The organism is Roseibium sp. AWQ4_290 (assembly GCF_056160985.1).
This window is the reverse complement of the sequence record NZ_JBSWYG010000031.1, coordinates 37998-54534: the sequence shown is the minus strand read 5'-3', so window position 1 is coordinate 54534 and position 16537 is coordinate 37998. Positions and strand designations below refer to the sequence as shown.

The window sequence follows — 16537 nt, the reverse complement described above, 5'->3', positions numbered from 1 at the left end:
TCGATCCTTGCTGAAAGATCAGCGTACCTGCGTAACTCCTTAAAACACCCAGCATCTCTACCAGATATCGCAAGACCAACGCCGCCTACGCTTCCCTTCCTTCATATCATACTGTCAAAGAACCATTCGCTTGCGCAAATGTCGCCATAAAAGGCTCACCCAAAGACGCCTCGCCTCATCCCTGTCGCCAGGTCTTTTCGGCTGTGTTGTCTGGTAGGACCGACAGTGAGTAGCACCGCGTGGCGGCGCCGCCGTCGATGGAGGGCGTTATACGCATGCCCCCAACATGAGTCAACAGACTTTGTCAAAAAAGATTCATAGAATGAAGTTACTTGTTTTTTCATTTGAAAATTCAATGGCTTGAATATGCTAAATTCCCCGTAAAGATCCGCCAACCATGGATTTGGCTGCTCTCGATTTTCCCTTTCAACAGGTCTTTGCCCGCCCCGGATTTCAAGGGCTTTCCACCTTCCGGCAATGCCGCAACGCAGCATTGCCGCCATTGTCCCACGGCCCATTATTCTTGAAGACATCTGGCCCCTGAAGCCTGGGTCCGACCGGCTGGTCCAAATGGCCCGGCCAGGACAGCCTCTTCAGATCCAGCCTTTGTCTGACAGCCGGTCCGGCCCTGTCGCTGCTCTTTCGCCTTGCTCGAGGGCCGCAGCTTTCTTCTTCTGCAAAAAGGCCGTCTTGCCGGATCGTCGGCAAACAGCCCTGCACAACCCTGCTTTGGAGACAGTGACCATCAAACCGTCAAATTCCAACTTTACGCACATTTTCTTGCACAAGCGGGGCAGAACTCTCTGGTGTGGAACCAATTGACGATTTAAATCAAACACTGCATGTAGCAGGATCGGGTATTAAAGGGTATCAGCCCTTCTGCCCTCTGTTTCAGCTCAGGCGGGTTCAAATCCGTTGAACGCTTATTAAAGGACCTGGACAGGTATCAATGCATTTTGGCCCGTTCCACAGCGCTCAGTCCCTGCGCATCGAGCTTGGCGATGAACCGCCCTTGCGGGGATACGAAGGCCGAAGCGGATTGTCGGACAAGCGGCAGGTCTCCTTGCGCTGGCTTGCCGGGAGCGTCCTGACAGGTGTCACGTCCCTGGTGCTGATGGGCGGCGCTCTTCTGGCAGCCCTTGACGGCCAATACAGTGTGGAAGCCGCCGCTCCGGTGAATGCGGATTTTGCCGGACTGTCCGACAGCAATGGCACCGGCACCAAAGGCGACCGGGTTCTGAAGACGGCAACCGAGTTTTCCAGCAAACACGAAATCGACGTGAATGTGGTCGCCCGTGTCGGCGACAAGGACCACATCCGGGTTCAGCCGCATATCTATGTTAGCGCGAGCCTTGCCACCCGCAAGGATCCGCAATATGCGGGCCGCATCCCGCCCTTCAATCCGATGAACATGTTCAAGGATCAGCCGGAGGATGGCGAGGACACGCTGATTGCCGACGCAGGGTCGGCCCAGATCGCGGACTCCCTTTACGGGGCAAAGCTGGAAAACGAAGTCAGCATTTCCCTTGCCCCCTTCCCGGTCTCAAGCCCCTATATCGACAAGGACGAGGGCCCCTCGGAAAGCGAGGTCGAGCTGAGCGTGCGTGCCTCCGCCCGCGACCTGACGCTCAATTCCGCGGAAACGGCCACCCGCAGCCTGGTCGATCCCGGCCGCTTTGATTTCAGCCTGGCCCTGAAACCGGATCTGGAACGCTATGCGGTCCGCATCACGCCGGAGAACGTCTCTTTCGTCTCCAAACAGGAAGAAGAGATCCCTTATACCGGCATGGAAGAAAGCATCGTTCCGATCACGGAAACGCAACCCCTCCAGCCGCTTCTGCGCGATCATGATGCCACAGAAGAAGAAGCGCGCAAGATTGCCAGCTCCTTCAAGATGCTGTTCGGCATTTCCGAACTGGAGGAAGGCCAGCGCCTGCGCATAGCCTATGCCCGCTCCCCAGACGATCCGGACCGGATGCGCCCGGAACGGATTTCACTCTATACCGCCACTGAGCATCAGGCGACGGTCGCCATTTCCGACAGCGGTGCCTATGTGCGCGCGAAGGAACCGAACACATTCCTCGCCGACGCCTTTGCCGAAGCGGACAGGGTCTCCTATGGCGGTCCGACACCAGCCATCTATGACAGTCTCTACCAGACCGCCCTGGAGCAGGACATCCCGCCGGATATCGTCGATGATCTGGTGCGCATGTTCTCCTTTGACGTGGATTTCAATGCCCGCGTTCAGCCGGGCGACGCGCTGGAACTGTTCTTTACACCGGGCGATGGCGACAGCGCGCCCAAGGTGCTCTACGCCTCTCTCAATACGGGCAACACAACCCGGGAATTCTACCGCTACCGGACGTCGGATGACGGGGTAACCGATTATTATGACGCCTCGGGCCAGAGCGCCAAGAAGTTCCTGGTCCGGAAGCCTTTGACCGGCGGCCGGTTCACCTCCGGCTTCGGCATGCGGCGCCACCCGATTTATAAATACGCCAAGATGCACCGGGGCGTGGACTGGGCAGCACCCCGTGGCACGCCGATTTTTGCGGCCGGCAACGGCCTTGTCATCAAGGCCGGCTGGACATCAGGCTATGGCCGCCGGGTCGAATTGCAGCACACCAACGGCTATGTCACCACCTACAACCACATGAGCGGGTTCGGCAAAGGCATCAAGAAGGGTGTGCGGGTCAAACAGGGCCAGATCGTCGGCTATCTGGGCTCGACCGGCCTGTCGACCGGGCCGCATCTCCATTACGAAGTGCTCGTCAACGGCCGCTATGTAGATCCGATGCGCATCAAACTGCCGAAAGGGCGCACCCTGGAAGGCCAGATGCGGGCAAACTTCGAAGCCGAACGCTTCCGGATCGACACCTTGCTGGACCGGGTGCGCAAGCCCTCCCGCATTGCTGCCTTGAACTAAAGCATCGTGCGATAAGTTTACCGGCGGTGCGACACCGGCCAGATCCCCAAAACTCATAGAAAATCCCGCGGTGCAGAATGCACCGCGGGATTGGTGTTTGAGCTGCTCTGTTGACCGCATGCCGTGGTTCTTCGGTTTCAAACCATCAATCTTTTCGGCTCTGAACCCCCTGGCTTCAGCCAGCGAAAGGCCAACCCGGTGAAACACGGCTTGCTCGAGCCGGTTGCCGCAAGCCTCAAAGTCAGGCTGCGGCGCTTTCCGGGCCTTCCACCTGGAAGATCAGACGGTCCGCTCCGGCCGAGACCTCCACGCCCTGACCGTCAAGAATGTCTCCAGCCAGCAATTTTTCCGCCAGCGGGTCTTGAACATCCTTCTGGATCACCCGCTTGAGCGGCCGGGCGCCATAGGCCGGATCATAGCCCTTCTGGGCCAGCCAGCCGATCGCCCCCTCGTCCAGGGTGAGCGTGATCTTGCGGTCCGCCAAGAGGGCGCGCAGGCGGGTCAGCTGGATCTTGACGATGTCCGACATCTGCGAGCGTTGCAGACGGTGGAAGAGCACGATTTCGTCGAGCCGGTTCAGGAACTCCGGACGGAAATGCCCGCGCACCGCGCCCATGACATCCCCGCGGACCGCATCGCTGTCCTCGCCCTCAGGCTGATTGACCAGATATTCCGCGCCCAGATTGGAGGTCATGATGATGAGCGTGTTGCGGAAGTCGACCGTCCGGCCCTGGCCGTCAGTCAAACGGCCATCGTCCAGCACCTGAAGCAGCACATTGAACACATCGGCATGGGCCTTTTCGATCTCGTCGAACAGGACCACCTGATAGGGCCGCCGGCGCACGGCTTCCGTCAACGCACCGCCTTCCTCGTAGCCCACATAGCCCGGAGGCGCCCCGATCAGCCGGGCAACGGAATGCTTCTCCATGAATTCGGACATATCGATCCGCACCATAGCGCTGTCATCGTCAAACAGAAAACTTGCCAGTGCCTTGGTCAGCTCGGTCTTGCCGACCCCGGTCGGGCCAAGGAACATGAAAGAGCCGATGGGCCGGTTGGGATCTTGAAGCCCGGCCCGGGCCCGCCGCACCGCCGTGGACACCGCATGGATGGCCTCGGCCTGACCGATCACCCGGTCTGCCAGAACATCTTCCATACGCAAGAGCTTTTCCCGCTCGCCTTCCAGCATCTTGTCGACGGGAATGCCGGTCCACTTGGAAACCACCTGGGCAATATGGGACGGGGTCACCGCCTCATCGACCATGGCATCAGCATCTTCTGACGCTTCGGCCTCAGCCAGCTTCCGCTCCAGATCCGGCACCACCCCATAGGCCAATTCCCCGGCCCTGGCCAGATTGCCCTGGCGCTGCGCGATTTCCAGATCGATCCGGGCCTGCTCAAGCTGCTCCTTGATCTTCTGTTCCAGATTGAGCTTTTCCTTTTCGCCAAGCCAGCGGCTGGTCAGCGCCTTGGACTGCTCTTCCAGATTGGTCAGCTCCTGCTCCAGTTTCTCCAGCCGGTCTCGGGCGGCGTCATCGCTTTCCGCCTTGAGCGCTTCCCGCTCGATCTTGAGCTGAATGATCCGCCGGTCCAGCTCATCGAGTTCTTCCGGCTTTGAATCCACCTGCATGCGCAACCGGCTCGCGGCCTCGTCCACCAGGTCGATGGCCTTGTCCGGCAGGAACCGGTCGGTGATGTAGCGGTTGGAAAGGTTCGCAGCCGACACAATCGCGGAATCGGTCACCCGCACCCCGTGATGCAGCTCGTATTTTTCCTTGATCCCACGCAGGATCGACACCGTGTCCTCAACGGTCGGCTCGCTCACAAAGACCGGCTGGAACCGGCGGGCAAGCGCAGCATCCTTTTCCACATGCTTGCGGTATTCATCCAGAGTGGTGGCGCCGACGCAATGCAGTTCCCCACGGGCAAGTGCCGGTTTCAAAAGATTGGACGCATCCATGGCGCCATCCGCCTTGCCCGCACCGACAAGCGTGTGCATTTCATCGATAAAGAGGATGATCCCGCCTGCAGCCGCCTCGACTTCGGATAGAACCGCCTTCAACCGTTCCTCGAATTCGCCCCGGTATTTCGCCCCCGCAATCAAAGCCCCCATATCCAGGGCAAGCAGCTGCTTGTCCTTCAGGGATTCGGGAACGTCCCCGTTGACGATACGCAGGGCCAAGCCCTCGGCAATCGCCGTCTTGCCGACACCCGGCTCCCCGATCAGCACCGGATTGTTCTTGGTCCGCCGGGAGAGAACCTGAATGGTGCGCCGGATTTCCTCATCCCGCCCGATCACAGGGTCAAGCTTGCCATCCCTGGCCACCTCAGTCAGATCCCGGGCGTATTTCTTCAAAGCTTCATACTGATTTTCCGCCGTGGCACTGTCGGCCGTCCGCCCCTGGCGCAACTGGTTGATCGCCTCGTTGAGGCCATTGGCCGTCACTCCGTGGCGCTTCATCAGCTTACCGGCCTCACTGCCCGCATCCATGGCAAGAGCCAGCAGCAGCCGTTCAACGGTGACGTAACTGTCGCCCGCCTTGTCGGCGATCTTCTCCGCCTGATCGAACAGGCGCGCGGTCGCCTGCGCCATATAGAGCTGACCGGACCCTCCGGAGACTTTCGGCATCTTTTCCAGAACGCCTTCCAGATCTCCTTTGAGAGCCTTGGCAGTGCCGCCGGACCGGTCGATCAGTCCACTGGCCATGCCTTCCGGATCATCGAGCAGAACTTTCAGCACATGTTCCGGGGTAAATTGCTGGTGGCCCTGCCCCAGCGCAAAAGTCTGCGCCGATTGAATGAACCCTCTGGCGCGCTCGGTGTATTTTTCAAAATTCATCATCTACCTCCTACCCGTTCACACCACCCGAAGCGTGGGGAACGTTGTTGGATACGGACCCCGTTTGCGGGCATCCGCGCAGCCTCCAGAAGCGCTGCCCTCTCTATATAGTGTTGCATTTTCATCACAAAAGACCTTGACCCAGCGCAAGGCACAATAAAAAACGGCGCCCTTCGGGACGCCGTTCCTCATCATCAGATCTGCGTGACATACCCTATTCGGATGCAGCTGCTTCCGCCGGAGCATCCTCGACCGGTTTGGCCCTGCGGGTACGCGGCGCCCGGCGCCGCGGCTTGGCGGCATCGTCTTCAGAGGGGTCGCCGGAGGCTTCAGCGGTCTCGCCAGCGCCTTCGGAGGGAGCTTCTGCGCCCTCATTGGCAGCGGTCCGGCGCGGGGTGCGGGCACGGGGCGTGCGCGCACGCCGTCTGGGCTTGTCCTCGCCTTCGCCCTCTTCGGCCTCTGCCTTCTGGGCTGCGCCGTTCACCTGGCCTTCCTGATTGATCACCGGCATGTCTTCGATGAAGGGCTGCGGGCTGTCTGCATCCACAAGGTCCCCGTCAGCGCTGCGCTCAGCTGCCGGGCGCTCAGCCCCGATGGCAGGCGCAGATCCGTTCACGGGTGCAGCCTCTGCACTGTCCTCGGCCTCACCGCGTGCAGACGGCTGCGCGGATGGCTGCTGCTGCGGCTGTGCGGCTGCGACAATGCGCAGATAGTGCTCTGCATGCTGGTTGTAGTTCTCGCTCATCACCCGATCACCGGATGCTTGAGCATCCCTGGCAAGCTGCTGATACTTTTCCGCAATATGCATCGCTGTGCCGCGGATTTTCACATCAGGACCGTTTGATTCGTAGGTCCGGGTTAACGGATTAGGGCCCTTGCGGCCCCGACCGCGCATACGCTTATTGCTTTGATTTCCTGGTCTCATCCTGCCGTTTTCTCTTGCGGAACGGCGGTCAGCAAAACGCTGACCCATCATCGGAATTGCCTAAAACCGACACGAAGTAATTGCCGACACCAACCATGCTGGTTCGCGGCTGTCATTGAAAACACACTCAGCGCGAAGCAGGCCACTGGCCAACGCTTTCGTTTTTGTCTTCGACAGTCCGAAACACCGGAAGCCCGTCTTGCAGATGAGGTCATCGCGCTGTAACTGCGCCTGCCCCCGTCCTGCCGGTTGCGTGTGCCCCGCTCAATGTTGATAACATTTCCGGTCTCGGCGAGATGAACCTAACCGTTTCCGGCGCGTTTTCCAAGTGCTTTTTCGCCTTTGGATCAAAACAGTAAAATTATATCTTCCCAGCCAGCACAACCCGGTCGTTACGAGCAAGATCCTTAATGATTTCAATCGCTCCAAAGCCATGAAGACGCAGCTGTTTTTTCACATCTTCGCCCTGATCCCAGCCGATTTCCAAGGCGATTCTGGTGCCCTGAGCGATCAGCCCCGCCGCCTCGGCCACAATCCGCAGATAGGCCTCCAGTCCCGAGTCGCCACCATCCAGGGCGAGAAACGGATCATGTTCGAGGACCTCCCGGTCGAGGTCCTGAAGCACAACGGACCGGATGTAAGGCGGATTGCTGACGATCCAGTCCGGCCCGGCCGTCCGGCAGGCTCCAAAAGCCGACAGATAATCCCCGCAAACAGGAATGAACCGGTCCGCGACCTCGTGCAGCTGGGCATTTTCCAGCGCACAGCCGAGAGCCTCTTCGGACAAATCAATGGCGACCACGCGGCTCTTTGGCCTCTCCGCCAGAAGCGTAACGGCGATTGCGCCCGTTCCCGTGCCAATATCGTAGATGAGCAGAGGCGCATCCGCAACACTGCGCGCAAGCACCGCATCCACCAGGGTCTCCGTGTCGGGGCGGGGCTCCAGCGTGGCGCGGTTCAGCTTGAAACTGCGGCCATAAAACTCCCGCGCGCCCAGAATACGGCCAACCGGCATACCACCAAGACGCAGTCTGACGGCCTCAAGAACCCGCGCTTCGTCACCGGTGCTGAGCTGCCTTGCCTCGTCCAGCACAAGGTCGGACACACTGACATTCAGCAGCGCAGTGATCAGCAGCTTTGCCTCCAGATCAGCTGCCGTGACCGCCGCGCCGCGAAACTGATCCCGCACCTGCCGGTAGAGCTGGCCGAGCTGCATGGTCACGCGTCTTCGGATGCAAGCAGATTGGCCTGATGGTCCACGATCAGGGCCTCGATCACTTCGCCCAGTCCCTCCCCGGCAACAATCTGGTCCAGCTTGTAAAGCGTCAGACCGATCCGGTGATCGGTCACCCGCCCTTGCGGGAAATTGTAGGTGCGGATGCGCTCCGAGCGGTCGCCGGAGCCGACCTGCAGGCGGCGGGCCTCCGTGCGTTCGCTGGCGGCCCGCTCCCGTTCTTCATCATATATGCGTGCGCGCAACAGCTGCATGGCCCGCGCCTTGTTCTTGTGCTGGGAGCGTTCATCCTGAACCGCCACAACAATGCCGGTTGGAAGATGGGTGATGCGCACGGCCGAGTCCGTCGTGTTCACATGCTGGCCACCCGCGCCGGACGCCCGGAAGGTGTCGATGCGCAGATCGCTGTCCTGCACATCCACATCAACATCTTCTGCCTGGGGAAGCACTGCAACCGTTGCCGCTGAAGTGTGGATACGGCCGCCGGACTCCGTCGCAGGAACCCGCTGCACCCGGTGTACGCCGGATTCGAACTTGAGCCGGGCAAAAACATTTTCTCCGGACACGGAAGCGATGATTTCCTTGAAACCGCCGACTTCGCCCTCGCTGGCTGACAGAACTTCCACCTTCCAGCCCTGCAGTTCCGCAAAGCGCTGATACATGCGAAACAGATCCCCGGCGAACAGCGCCGCTTCATCCCCCCCCGTCCCGGCGCGCACTTCCAGAATGGCGTCATTGGCGTCCGCCTCGTCCTTGGGCAAAAGGCCGATCCGCACATCCTGCGTCAAAGCCTCGACCTGACCGGAAAGCGCGTCACGCTCCAATTCGGCAAGCTCGCGCATCTCCGCATCGGAATCAGGATCCAGGATCAATGCCTCGGCACCGGCGAGGTCCTCTTCCGCCTTGATCAGGGCCCGGATCTTGGTGACCAGCGGCTCCAGCCCGGCATACTCGCGCGACAGTTTCACATAGGCCTGCGGATCCGGGCCCGACGACATCAGATGTTCGATCTCGGCAAACCGGTCCAGAAGGTTATCAAGTTTGTGACGCGCTAGCATACGCGCAGATACTCCAAAGTCAGATCAGGCCCTCTGGTCCCCTTGAAGGGTCAATGATGGCCGGTCAATCATGTGAACAGGAACAAAACAGGCTCAAGACGAACAGGCGCCGCTAAGGCTCAAGAGCCACATCCGTTTCGGCGGCAAAGCGTTTCAGCACGTCTCTGATATCAACGTTGTCGTGCCCCGGGTCAAGGCGTGGCAGCAGCCGGGCCGACAACCGGCCCGCATCCAGCGTGCGCAGCATGGCCTTGACCGGCCCGAGCGCGGCCGGAGACATGGACAGATCACGGAAGCCGAGCCCCATCAGGGCCATGGCTTCCAGCGGCCGTCCGGCCAGTTCCCCGCACAAGGTCACGGGCACATGAAACTTGTTGGCCGCATCTACAATCAGCTTCAAGGCCCGCAGGAAGGCGACATTGAGCGGATCGAACCGTTCAGCCACCCGTGTGTTGCCTCTGTCGACCGCACAAAAGAACTGAAACAGGTCGTTCGATCCGACAGACACAAAATCCACATGGGTCATCAGCTCATCCAGCTGGAAGAGCAGTGACGGCACTTCGATCATGACACCAAGGCGGATATTTTCCGGAGTGGTATGGCCATGGCGGCGCAGATGGCGGATTTCCTTGTCGACCAGCGCCTTGGCCCGCAAAAATTCATCCACTTCCGCGACCATCGGGAACATGAGCTTGAGATCCCGGCCCGCCGCCGCATGCAGCAGCGCCCGGATCTGGGTCCGCAGCAGGCCCGGCCGGTCGAGACCAAGACGCAGGGCCCTCCAGCCCATGGCCGGGTTTTCTTCCTGGATCGAGCGCAAATAGGGCAGCACCTTGTCGCCGCCGATATCCAGGGACCGGAACGTCACGGGCTTGCCGTCCACCGCATCCAGAACCTGGCTGTACTGGGCCTGCTGCTCGCGCATGCGCGGAAAGGAAGAGGCCACCATGAACTGCAGTTCGGTGCGGAACAGGCCAATACCGGCCGCCCCGGATTCTTCCAGATGAGGCAGGTCAATCAGCAGTCCCGCATTCATCTGCAGGGAAAATTCCACGCCATCCTTGGTCACCGACGGCTTGGTCCGCAACCGGCGGAACTGCGCTTGGCGCCGGGCCCTGAAGCGGACCTTTTCCGCATAGGCATTTTCCAGGTCGGCCGCCGGGCGCAAATGCACCTCGCCCGTGTCCCCGTCCACGATAATCGCATCATCCGCATCTGCGAGGCTGACGATATCGTCCACCAGACCGACTGTGGGAATGCCAAGGGCGCGGGCGACGATTGTCACATGGCTTGTGGGCCCGCCTTCTTCCAGAACAAGGCCCCGGATCCGGTCCCGCCCGTAATCCAGCAATTCGGCAGCGCCCATGTTGCGGCCGACAATGATGGCGTCCTGCGGCAGTTCGCCCAGCCCCGGCACCTGCGCGCGCCCCATCAGTTCGCGGATCAGGCGGTGGGCAAGATCGTCCAGATCATGCAGCCGCTCGCGCAGATAAGGATCGGTCTGGCGCAGCATCCGGGCCCTTGTGTCGCTCTGCACCTTTTCCACGGCCGCTTCCGCCGTGAGCCCGTTTTTGATCGCCTCTTCGATCTTGCGGATCCAGCCCCGGTCATAGGCAAACATCCGGTACGCTTCCAGCACCTCGCGGTGTTCGCCCGTGGCGGCGATTTCACCACTCGCCAAAAGATCATCAAGAGACAGACGCAACCGGTTGATCGCCCCTTCGAGCCGGGCTTTTTCCTGATCGGTGTCTTCCGCAATCAGATTGGTGACGACCACCCGTGGCTCGTGCAAGACAACATGGCCAAGGCCGACACCTTCCGCCAGCCCGGCGCCGGTTGCCGTGACAGGCCGGGACATGTCGAGACCGGTCGCCTTCTGGGAAATGGCTTCCAGCTCCCCGGCCGCAACCATCTCGGCAATCACCATGGCCGTGGTCTGAAGCGCCTCAACCTCATCTTCCATATAGGTTCGGTGAGACTGGTTCTGCACCACCAGAACCCCCAGGGTGCGCCCGGCCCGCAGGATCGGCACACCGAGGAAGGAATTATAGGCTTCTTCGCCGGTTTCCGGCAGGTAGGCAAAGCCCGGGTGGGCGCTGGCATTGGGAAGATTGAGGGGCCGCGCTTCGGCAGCGATCAGACCGACCAGACCCTGACCAACCCGCAGGGAGGCGTTGTGGACCGCTTCACGATTGAGGCCCTCGGTCGCATAAAGTTCAAGAACCCCATCGGCACGCAGGATATATACCGAACACACTTCCGCGACGACATTCGAGGCGATCAGCACAACGATCTTGTCGAGTCGCTCTTGCGCCGTAATCGGCTCCGCCATGACTTCGCGGAGCCTGCGGAGCAATAGGCGCGGTCCGGCTAGGTTGCTGCGCATGGCGCCCCCATCTCATTCCGCTTCAGGCAGCCCGGACCCCAATCGTGCCGGGGCCGCCCGCCGGTTAAACTTATCCGTCCAACCCGTATAGCGAATGGAGAGTCCGCACTGCAAGTTCCGCGTAAGCAGAATCGATCAGCACGGAGATTTTGATTTCGGACGTGGTGATGGCCCGGATATTGATGCCTTTGGAGGCAAGCCCCCGGAAACACTGGGCCGCAACCCCCGCATGAGAGCGCATGCCGATGCCGATGACGGACACCTTCACCACATCGCGGGCCCCTTCCAGATTCTGGAAGCCGATGTCTTCGCGGTTGTCATCGAGCACCTGTTTCGCCCGGTCGAAATCCCCTTCCGGAACGGTAAAGGTGATGTCTGTGGTTTTACCGTCCGGCGAAATGTTCTGAACGATCATATCCACATTGATGTGGGCATCGGCCAGCGGCCCGAACACGGATTCGGCAACGCCGGGCTTGTCAGCCACGTCCCGCAGCGAGATCTGGGCTTCATCCTTGGCATATGCAATGCCGGTGACTACCTGCTGTTCCACGAGTTCATCCTCGTCGCAAATTAAAGTACCAATCGGGAGGCCGTCTTCACCGACCTGGGGCGCGTCCGGATCATCGAAACTGGAGCGCACAAACGTCCGCACATTGTGCACCATGGCCATTTCGACCGAGCGGACCTGCAGAACCTTGGCCCCGAGGGACGCCATTTCAAGCATTTCCTCAAAGGACACCCGTTCCAGACGCTGCGCCCTGGGCACGATGCGCGGGTCTGTGGTATAGACCCCGTCCACATCCGTATAGATGTCGCAACGGTCGGCCTTGACGGCCGCGGCAATGGCAACTGCGCTCGTGTCCGAACCGCCGCGGCCGAGAGTCGCAATCCGGTTGTCCGGCGAAATGCCCTGGAAGCCTGCTAGAACCGCCACCTGCCCCTGCTCCAGCCGTTCGCTCAGGAACCCGGCATCAATCTCGCGGATCCGGGCCGCTCCGTGATTTTCATCTGTCTTGATCGGCACCTGCCAGCCCTGCCAGGAGCGGGCATTGACGCCCATGTCCTGCAGCACAATGGCCAGAAGGCCGGAGGTGACCTGTTCCCCGGAGGCAACCACCGCATCATATTCACGCGCATCGTGAAGCGGGGCCGCGTCGCGGCAGAACTCCACCAGCTTGTTGGTCTGGCCGGCCATGGCCGAAACCACCACCGCAACCTGATGCCCTGCGTCCACTTCCCGTTTCACATGGCGGGCCACATTGCGGATGCGATCAAGATCGGCAACCGATGTTCCCCCAAATTTTAAAACCAGTCGGGCCATACCACTCGTATTCTGTTCGTTGTGACAAAAGCGCCAAGCACTCCTGATGGATCGGCGGCCATGCATACAGCCTGCGCTGCCTTGCTGCAACTCTGCTTGGCCTGCGCTGACTTGACAAATGGTCAAAGACACTAAACGACAGCTAAACAATGCATCCCGCTTGACGGCATGAACGCATGACCTATGGAAAGGATCGTCCGATGACAGGCAAGGCTCAACAGGCAACGGGCACGATCGACAGCGATGAAATCGCTCGCTTCTCGGCAATGGCAGAAGACTGGTGGGACCCGACCGGAAAATTCAAGCCGCTGCACAAGTTCAATCCGGTGCGTCTCGCCTATATCAAGCAGGAAGTGTGCAAACGCTTTGACCGCGATCCGCGTGCGTCGGATGCGTTCAAGGGGCTTCGATTTCTGGACATTGGCTGCGGCGGAGGCCTGTTGAGCGAACCGATGGCCCGCCTGGGTGCTGAGGTTGTCGGTGCCGATGCATCGGAAACCAACATCCGGATTGCCAAATTGCATATGGAAAGCTCCGGGCTTGAGATCGACTACCGGGCCGAAACCGCCGAAGCGCTTGCCGCCGCCGGAGAAACCTTCGACGTGGTGTTGAATATGGAAGTGGTGGAACATGTGGCCGATGTGCCCTTGTTCCTGAAAGCCACCGGCAGCATGGTCCGGCCGGGGGGCCTGATGTTCGTTGCCACCATCAACCGCACGCTCAAGGCCTATGCGCTGGCAATTGTCGGTGCGGAATACGTGCTGCGCTGGCTGCCCAAAGGCACGCATTCCTATGAGAAGCTGGTCCGGCCGGACGAGATCGAAACCCCGCTGGCAGCGGAAGGGCTGTCGATCCTTGACCGGTCCGGTGTGACCTTCAATCCCCTGACCGACACCTGGTCCCGCTCCCGGGACATGGATGTCAACTACATGCTGCTGGCGGAGCGGCCGGACGCTTCCTGATGGGAGAACCGATCGTCTTCGTTCCGGGGCATTTGTGCACCCATGCGCTCTATGCGCCCCAAATCGCCGCCTTTGCCGACCGCCCCATTCTGGTGGCCAACAACCGTGACGATGACAGCATCGAGGCGATCGCCCTGAAGCTCCTGGCGGAAGGCCCGGAGCGCTTTTCCCTGATCGGCCTGTCAATGGGCGGTTATATCGCCCTAGAGGTGATGCGCCGCGCCCCGGAACGGGTGACGCGCCTTGCCCTTTTGAACACCTCTGCCCGGGCAGACACCGAAGAGCAGAAAAACAAGCGGCGCGCCCTGATCAAGGTGGCAAAGACGAAATCCTTCGCCAAGATTCCGGACCTGTTCTTTCCCGGCTTCGTACATGAAAAAAACGAGACCAATGCGGAGCTGAAAGCCGTTGTCCGTGAAATGGCCTTCGAGACCGGCGCGGAGGCTTTCATCCGGCAGGCCACCGCCAATGGCAACCGGATCGATTCCCGCCCCGCTCTACCGGACATTTCCTGTCCCGTGCTGGTCCTGTCCGGCGACGGCGACCGCCAGATCGCCCCGGAACTGTCGGTTGAAATCCACCAGCTCATCCCGCAAAGCGATCTGGTCCTGCTTGAAGCTTGCGGCCACCTGTCGACCCTTGAGGCACCGGATCAAGTGACCGGCGCATTAAAGCTTTTCCTCAACCGCCCCTAGGCTGCATTCCCGGAAAATCGACCGGATTCAAACACTCGGGAAAATTGATCCTTGTCAAAGATCCTGATTGCGGCGCGCGTAAAATTACGCAACGGTAAAAAAATTAAATCCGGCCGCGGCCGGACACCCCCGGAGTTTTGCATCTTTGGGGTTCCACCGGTGCCGGGAGGACCAGGCACCGGCCAACGCATGAAAGACAAACAAGCGGAGGATCTCTCATGCCAACAAAACGCAGTTCAGCAGGTGCATTCGACTTCAACCCCATGACCTTTGACTGGCCTATGCCGGCCTTTACAAACTGGGCCTTTGCAGAGCGTGAAGACCGGATCGAAGCCAAGACCGTCGCCAGCTTTCAGAAAATGGGCGAAGTGATGTGGTCCCAGGCCGAAAAGGCATTTGACGGCCAGATGGAATTTGTCAGCCACCGGCTTCATGAGGATTTTGAGTGCGCAAAATCGCTGAGCCAATGCAACGGGCCCGACGAAACCATGGCAACATTGCAGGCGTTCTATTCCAGAATGGCCAGCGAATATCAGAACCATTTCGAAAAACAGGCGGCGTTGTTCCGGGATAGTTTTTCAGAAAATGCAGCCGTGGTTGAAGAGCTGAACGAGACGGCGCTGGAAAGCGTCGGCGAATTGAGCAAGGCCGCAGAAGAAAGCCTGAAAGAGACCAAACCCGCCGCACGCAAACCGCGCGCCCGGTCCAGCACCCCCGCGAAGGCCTGACCTCCTCAGGATCTCAGCCTCGTCAAACGCGAGCACCGCTGCCCGTACCGGCGCAGCGATGCCGCCGTGCACAGATCAGTTCTTCTCTTCGGGAAGATCCGGCAAGGGCAAAACAGCAATCCCTTCCTCCACGAGGTCTGCCGCATCCTGAGGTGTCGTTTCCCCATAAATATTGCGGACGTCCGCTTCCCCATAATGGATCTTGCGGGCTTCAGAGGCGAAGTCTGCTCCGACATTTTCTGACGTTTCAACAATGTGGGCCCGCACTTGGCGCAATGCCTCAACAAGTTCCTTTTGGCGCAGGTCGCTGGGCAACAGAGCCGATGGCTGCAGCGCCCCGCCAGACGGGGCTTGCTCCGCAGCCCCTTGCTTTGCGCCGGATCCCGGCTCTGCACCCGGCTGACCGGGGGCAAGCACCGGGGGCCGTGCCGCCTTTTTCCGGGACGTTGCCACGGCCGGGGCCATCAGACGTTTTGACACGTTACATGATCCGCAAACGGGACAGGTCACCAGACTGCGGCTCTGCTGCGCTTCAAAATCGCCGGAATTCCGGAACCAGCCTTCAAACCCGTGTTCGGCTTCGCAAATGAGCGAATATTTGATCAAGCAGGCTCCTCCAATGTTGCCGCTGACGTAACGACGGCACAGGCAAAATCCCGTTCATTGGCAAGTGCCGGTATCCGGGCCCGTGCGGCGGCGGCGGCCTCCGTGTCGAGCTCCGCCAAAAGCACCCCGGGCTCATTGTGATCGAGCTCGGCAACCACCTTGCCCCAGGGATCAACAACGAGACTGTGGCCGTAGGTTTCCCGCCCGTCTTCGTGGCGCCCCCCCTGGGCAGCGGATAAGATATAGGCGCCATTTTCAATCGCCCGGGCGCGCTGGAGCACATGCCAGTGGGATTCACCGGTCTGGCGTGTGAAGGCGGCCGGTGCCGTTAGCAGCTCCGCCCCGGTCCGGACCTGGGCACGGAAAAGAGCCGGGAAACGGATGTCATAGCAGATCGCCAGTCCAAGCCGCGCAAAGGGCAGCTCGGCCACAACGGCCTGACCGCCGGGCTCATAGGTGGCCGACTCCCGCCAGCTCTCCCCATTGGGCAGATCCACATCGAACATATGGATCTTGTCATAGGCCGCAAGGATGCGGCCATCCGGTGCAATCAGGACCGCCCGGTTGGCGGCTTTGCCAGCATCGCTGACAACCGCAAGGGAGCCAATATGCAGGTAGATCTTGAGCTCCTGGGCAAGCCTGCGGGCCATTTTCAAGAAGGCATCGTCTTCAGGCGCTCCGATACGCTCCTGCAACTCCTCCCGCGTCCGCACCAGGATGTTCGACATTTCCGGTGTTTGCACATAGGTGGCCCCGTCCCGGGCCGCTGAGCGGATGAGGGCCTCGGCCGCATCGGCATTGTGCAACGGATCCTTGCCGCTTCGCAGCTGAATGCAGGCTGCAGTGACTTTGGTCAT

At 60.3% G+C, this 16537-nt stretch carries 12 protein-coding genes; 4 read left to right on the top strand and 8 right to left on the bottom strand.

Annotated elements, in window-relative coordinates:
* Window positions 1-949 precede the first annotated feature (949 nt).
* A complete protein-coding gene (locus tag ACXAH0_RS23615) occupies window positions 950-2926 on the top strand; it encodes a M23 family metallopeptidase (RefSeq protein ID WP_475195526.1) in 1977 nt (658 codons plus the stop codon).
* 241 nt (window positions 2927-3167) lie between these two features.
* Here the strand turns inward: ACXAH0_RS23615 and clpB are convergent, their stop codons facing one another.
* From clpB to ACXAH0_RS23585, 6 genes are all read right to left on the bottom strand, one after another.
* On the bottom strand, window positions 3168-5765 hold the full coding sequence (gene clpB / locus ACXAH0_RS23610; RefSeq protein WP_475186046.1) for an ATP-dependent chaperone ClpB: 2598 nt from the start codon (window positions 5763-5765) through the stop codon (window positions 3168-3170).
* A 214-nt stretch (window positions 5766-5979) separates the two neighbouring features.
* On the bottom strand, window positions 5980-6660 hold the full coding sequence (locus tag ACXAH0_RS23605) for a DUF4167 domain-containing protein (protein ID WP_475195524.1): 681 nt from the start codon (window positions 6658-6660) through the stop codon (window positions 5980-5982).
* A 391-nt stretch (window positions 6661-7051) separates the two neighbouring features.
* The gene (gene prmC / locus ACXAH0_RS23600) at window positions 7052-7906 is read right to left on the bottom strand and encodes a peptide chain release factor N(5)-glutamine methyltransferase (protein ID WP_475195521.1); all 855 of its coding nucleotides are present in this window, start codon (window positions 7904-7906) and stop codon (window positions 7052-7054) included.
* 2 nt (window positions 7907-7908) lie between these two features.
* Complete coding sequence (gene prfA / locus ACXAH0_RS23595; protein ID WP_475186036.1) at window positions 7909-8982, bottom strand: peptide chain release factor 1; 1074 nt, start codon at window positions 8980-8982, stop codon at window positions 7909-7911.
* A gap of 112 nt (window positions 8983-9094) precedes the next feature.
* Entirely contained in the window at window positions 9095-11368 is a 2274-nt protein-coding gene (gene ptsP, locus ACXAH0_RS23590) for a phosphoenolpyruvate--protein phosphotransferase (RefSeq protein WP_475186032.1), read from the bottom strand.
* 70 nt (window positions 11369-11438) lie between these two features.
* Window positions 11439-12689, bottom strand: coding sequence for an aspartate kinase (locus ACXAH0_RS23585; protein ID WP_475186031.1), 1251 nt, complete (start codon window positions 12687-12689; stop codon window positions 11439-11441).
* Window positions 12690-12889: 200 nt separating this feature from the next.
* Here ACXAH0_RS23585 and ubiG point away from each other — a divergent pair, with 200 nt between their 5' ends.
* From ubiG to ACXAH0_RS23570, 3 genes are all read left to right on the top strand, one after another.
* Complete coding sequence (gene ubiG, locus ACXAH0_RS23580; protein ID WP_475186028.1) at window positions 12890-13651, top strand: bifunctional 2-polyprenyl-6-hydroxyphenol methylase/3-demethylubiquinol 3-O-methyltransferase UbiG; 762 nt, start codon at window positions 12890-12892, stop codon at window positions 13649-13651.
* Window positions 13651-14346 (top strand): alpha/beta fold hydrolase, encoded by a 696-nt coding sequence (locus tag ACXAH0_RS23575; RefSeq protein WP_475195520.1) that lies wholly within the window; start codon window positions 13651-13653, stop codon window positions 14344-14346. Before ubiG ends, ACXAH0_RS23575 begins: the two co-directional genes overlap by 1 nt.
* A gap of 218 nt (window positions 14347-14564) precedes the next feature.
* The gene (locus ACXAH0_RS23570) at window positions 14565-15074 is read left to right on the top strand and encodes a hypothetical protein (RefSeq protein WP_475195517.1); all 510 of its coding nucleotides are present in this window, start codon (window positions 14565-14567) and stop codon (window positions 15072-15074) included.
* A 75-nt stretch (window positions 15075-15149) separates the two neighbouring features.
* On the opposite strand, the gene ACXAH0_RS23565 is transcribed toward ACXAH0_RS23570, so the two are convergent.
* Window positions 15150-15680 carry a DUF1178 family protein gene (locus tag ACXAH0_RS23565; RefSeq protein ID WP_475195516.1) on the bottom strand — a complete coding sequence of 177 codons (531 nt, stop codon included), beginning with the start codon at window positions 15678-15680 and terminating at the stop codon, window positions 15150-15152.
* Window positions 15677-16537 carry a carbon-nitrogen hydrolase family protein gene (locus ACXAH0_RS23560; protein ID WP_475195514.1) on the bottom strand — a complete coding sequence of 287 codons (861 nt, stop codon included), beginning with the start codon at window positions 16535-16537 and terminating at the stop codon, window positions 15677-15679. The genes ACXAH0_RS23565 and ACXAH0_RS23560 overlap by 4 nt, the downstream gene beginning before the upstream one ends.

Bases quoted from the DNA above. Each gene is read 5' to 3' on its own strand.
- ACXAH0_RS23570 (WP_475195517.1), top strand. From the start codon at position 14,565: ATGCCAACAAAACGCAGTTCAGCAGGTGCATTCGACTTCAACCCCATG.
- prfA (WP_475186036.1), bottom strand. From the start codon at position 8,982: ATGCTAGCGCGTCACAAACTTGATAACCTTCTGGACCGGTTTGCCGAG.
- prmC (WP_475195521.1), bottom strand. From the start codon at position 7,906: ATGCAGCTCGGCCAGCTCTACCGGCAGGTGCGGGATCAGTTTCGCGGC.
- ptsP (WP_475186032.1), bottom strand. From the start codon at position 11,368: ATGCGCAGCAACCTAGCCGGACCGCGCCTATTGCTCCGCAGGCTCCGC.
- ubiG (WP_475186028.1), top strand. From the start codon at position 12,890: ATGACAGGCAAGGCTCAACAGGCAACGGGCACGATCGACAGCGATGAA.
- ACXAH0_RS23560 (WP_475195514.1), bottom strand. From the start codon at position 16,537: ATGACCAAAGTCACTGCAGCCTGCATTCAGCTGCGAAGCGGCAAGGAT.
- ACXAH0_RS23575 (WP_475195520.1), top strand. From the start codon at position 13,651: ATGGGAGAACCGATCGTCTTCGTTCCGGGGCATTTGTGCACCCATGCG.
- ACXAH0_RS23605 (WP_475195524.1), bottom strand. From the start codon at position 6,660: ATGCGCGGTCGGGGCCGCAAGGGCCCTAATCCGTTAACCCGGACCTAC.
- ACXAH0_RS23615 (WP_475195526.1), top strand. From the start codon at position 950: ATGCATTTTGGCCCGTTCCACAGCGCTCAGTCCCTGCGCATCGAGCTT.
- clpB (WP_475186046.1), bottom strand. From the start codon at position 5,765: ATGAATTTTGAAAAATACACCGAGCGCGCCAGAGGGTTCATTCAATCG.
- ACXAH0_RS23585 (WP_475186031.1), bottom strand. From the start codon at position 12,689: ATGGCCCGACTGGTTTTAAAATTTGGGGGAACATCGGTTGCCGATCTT.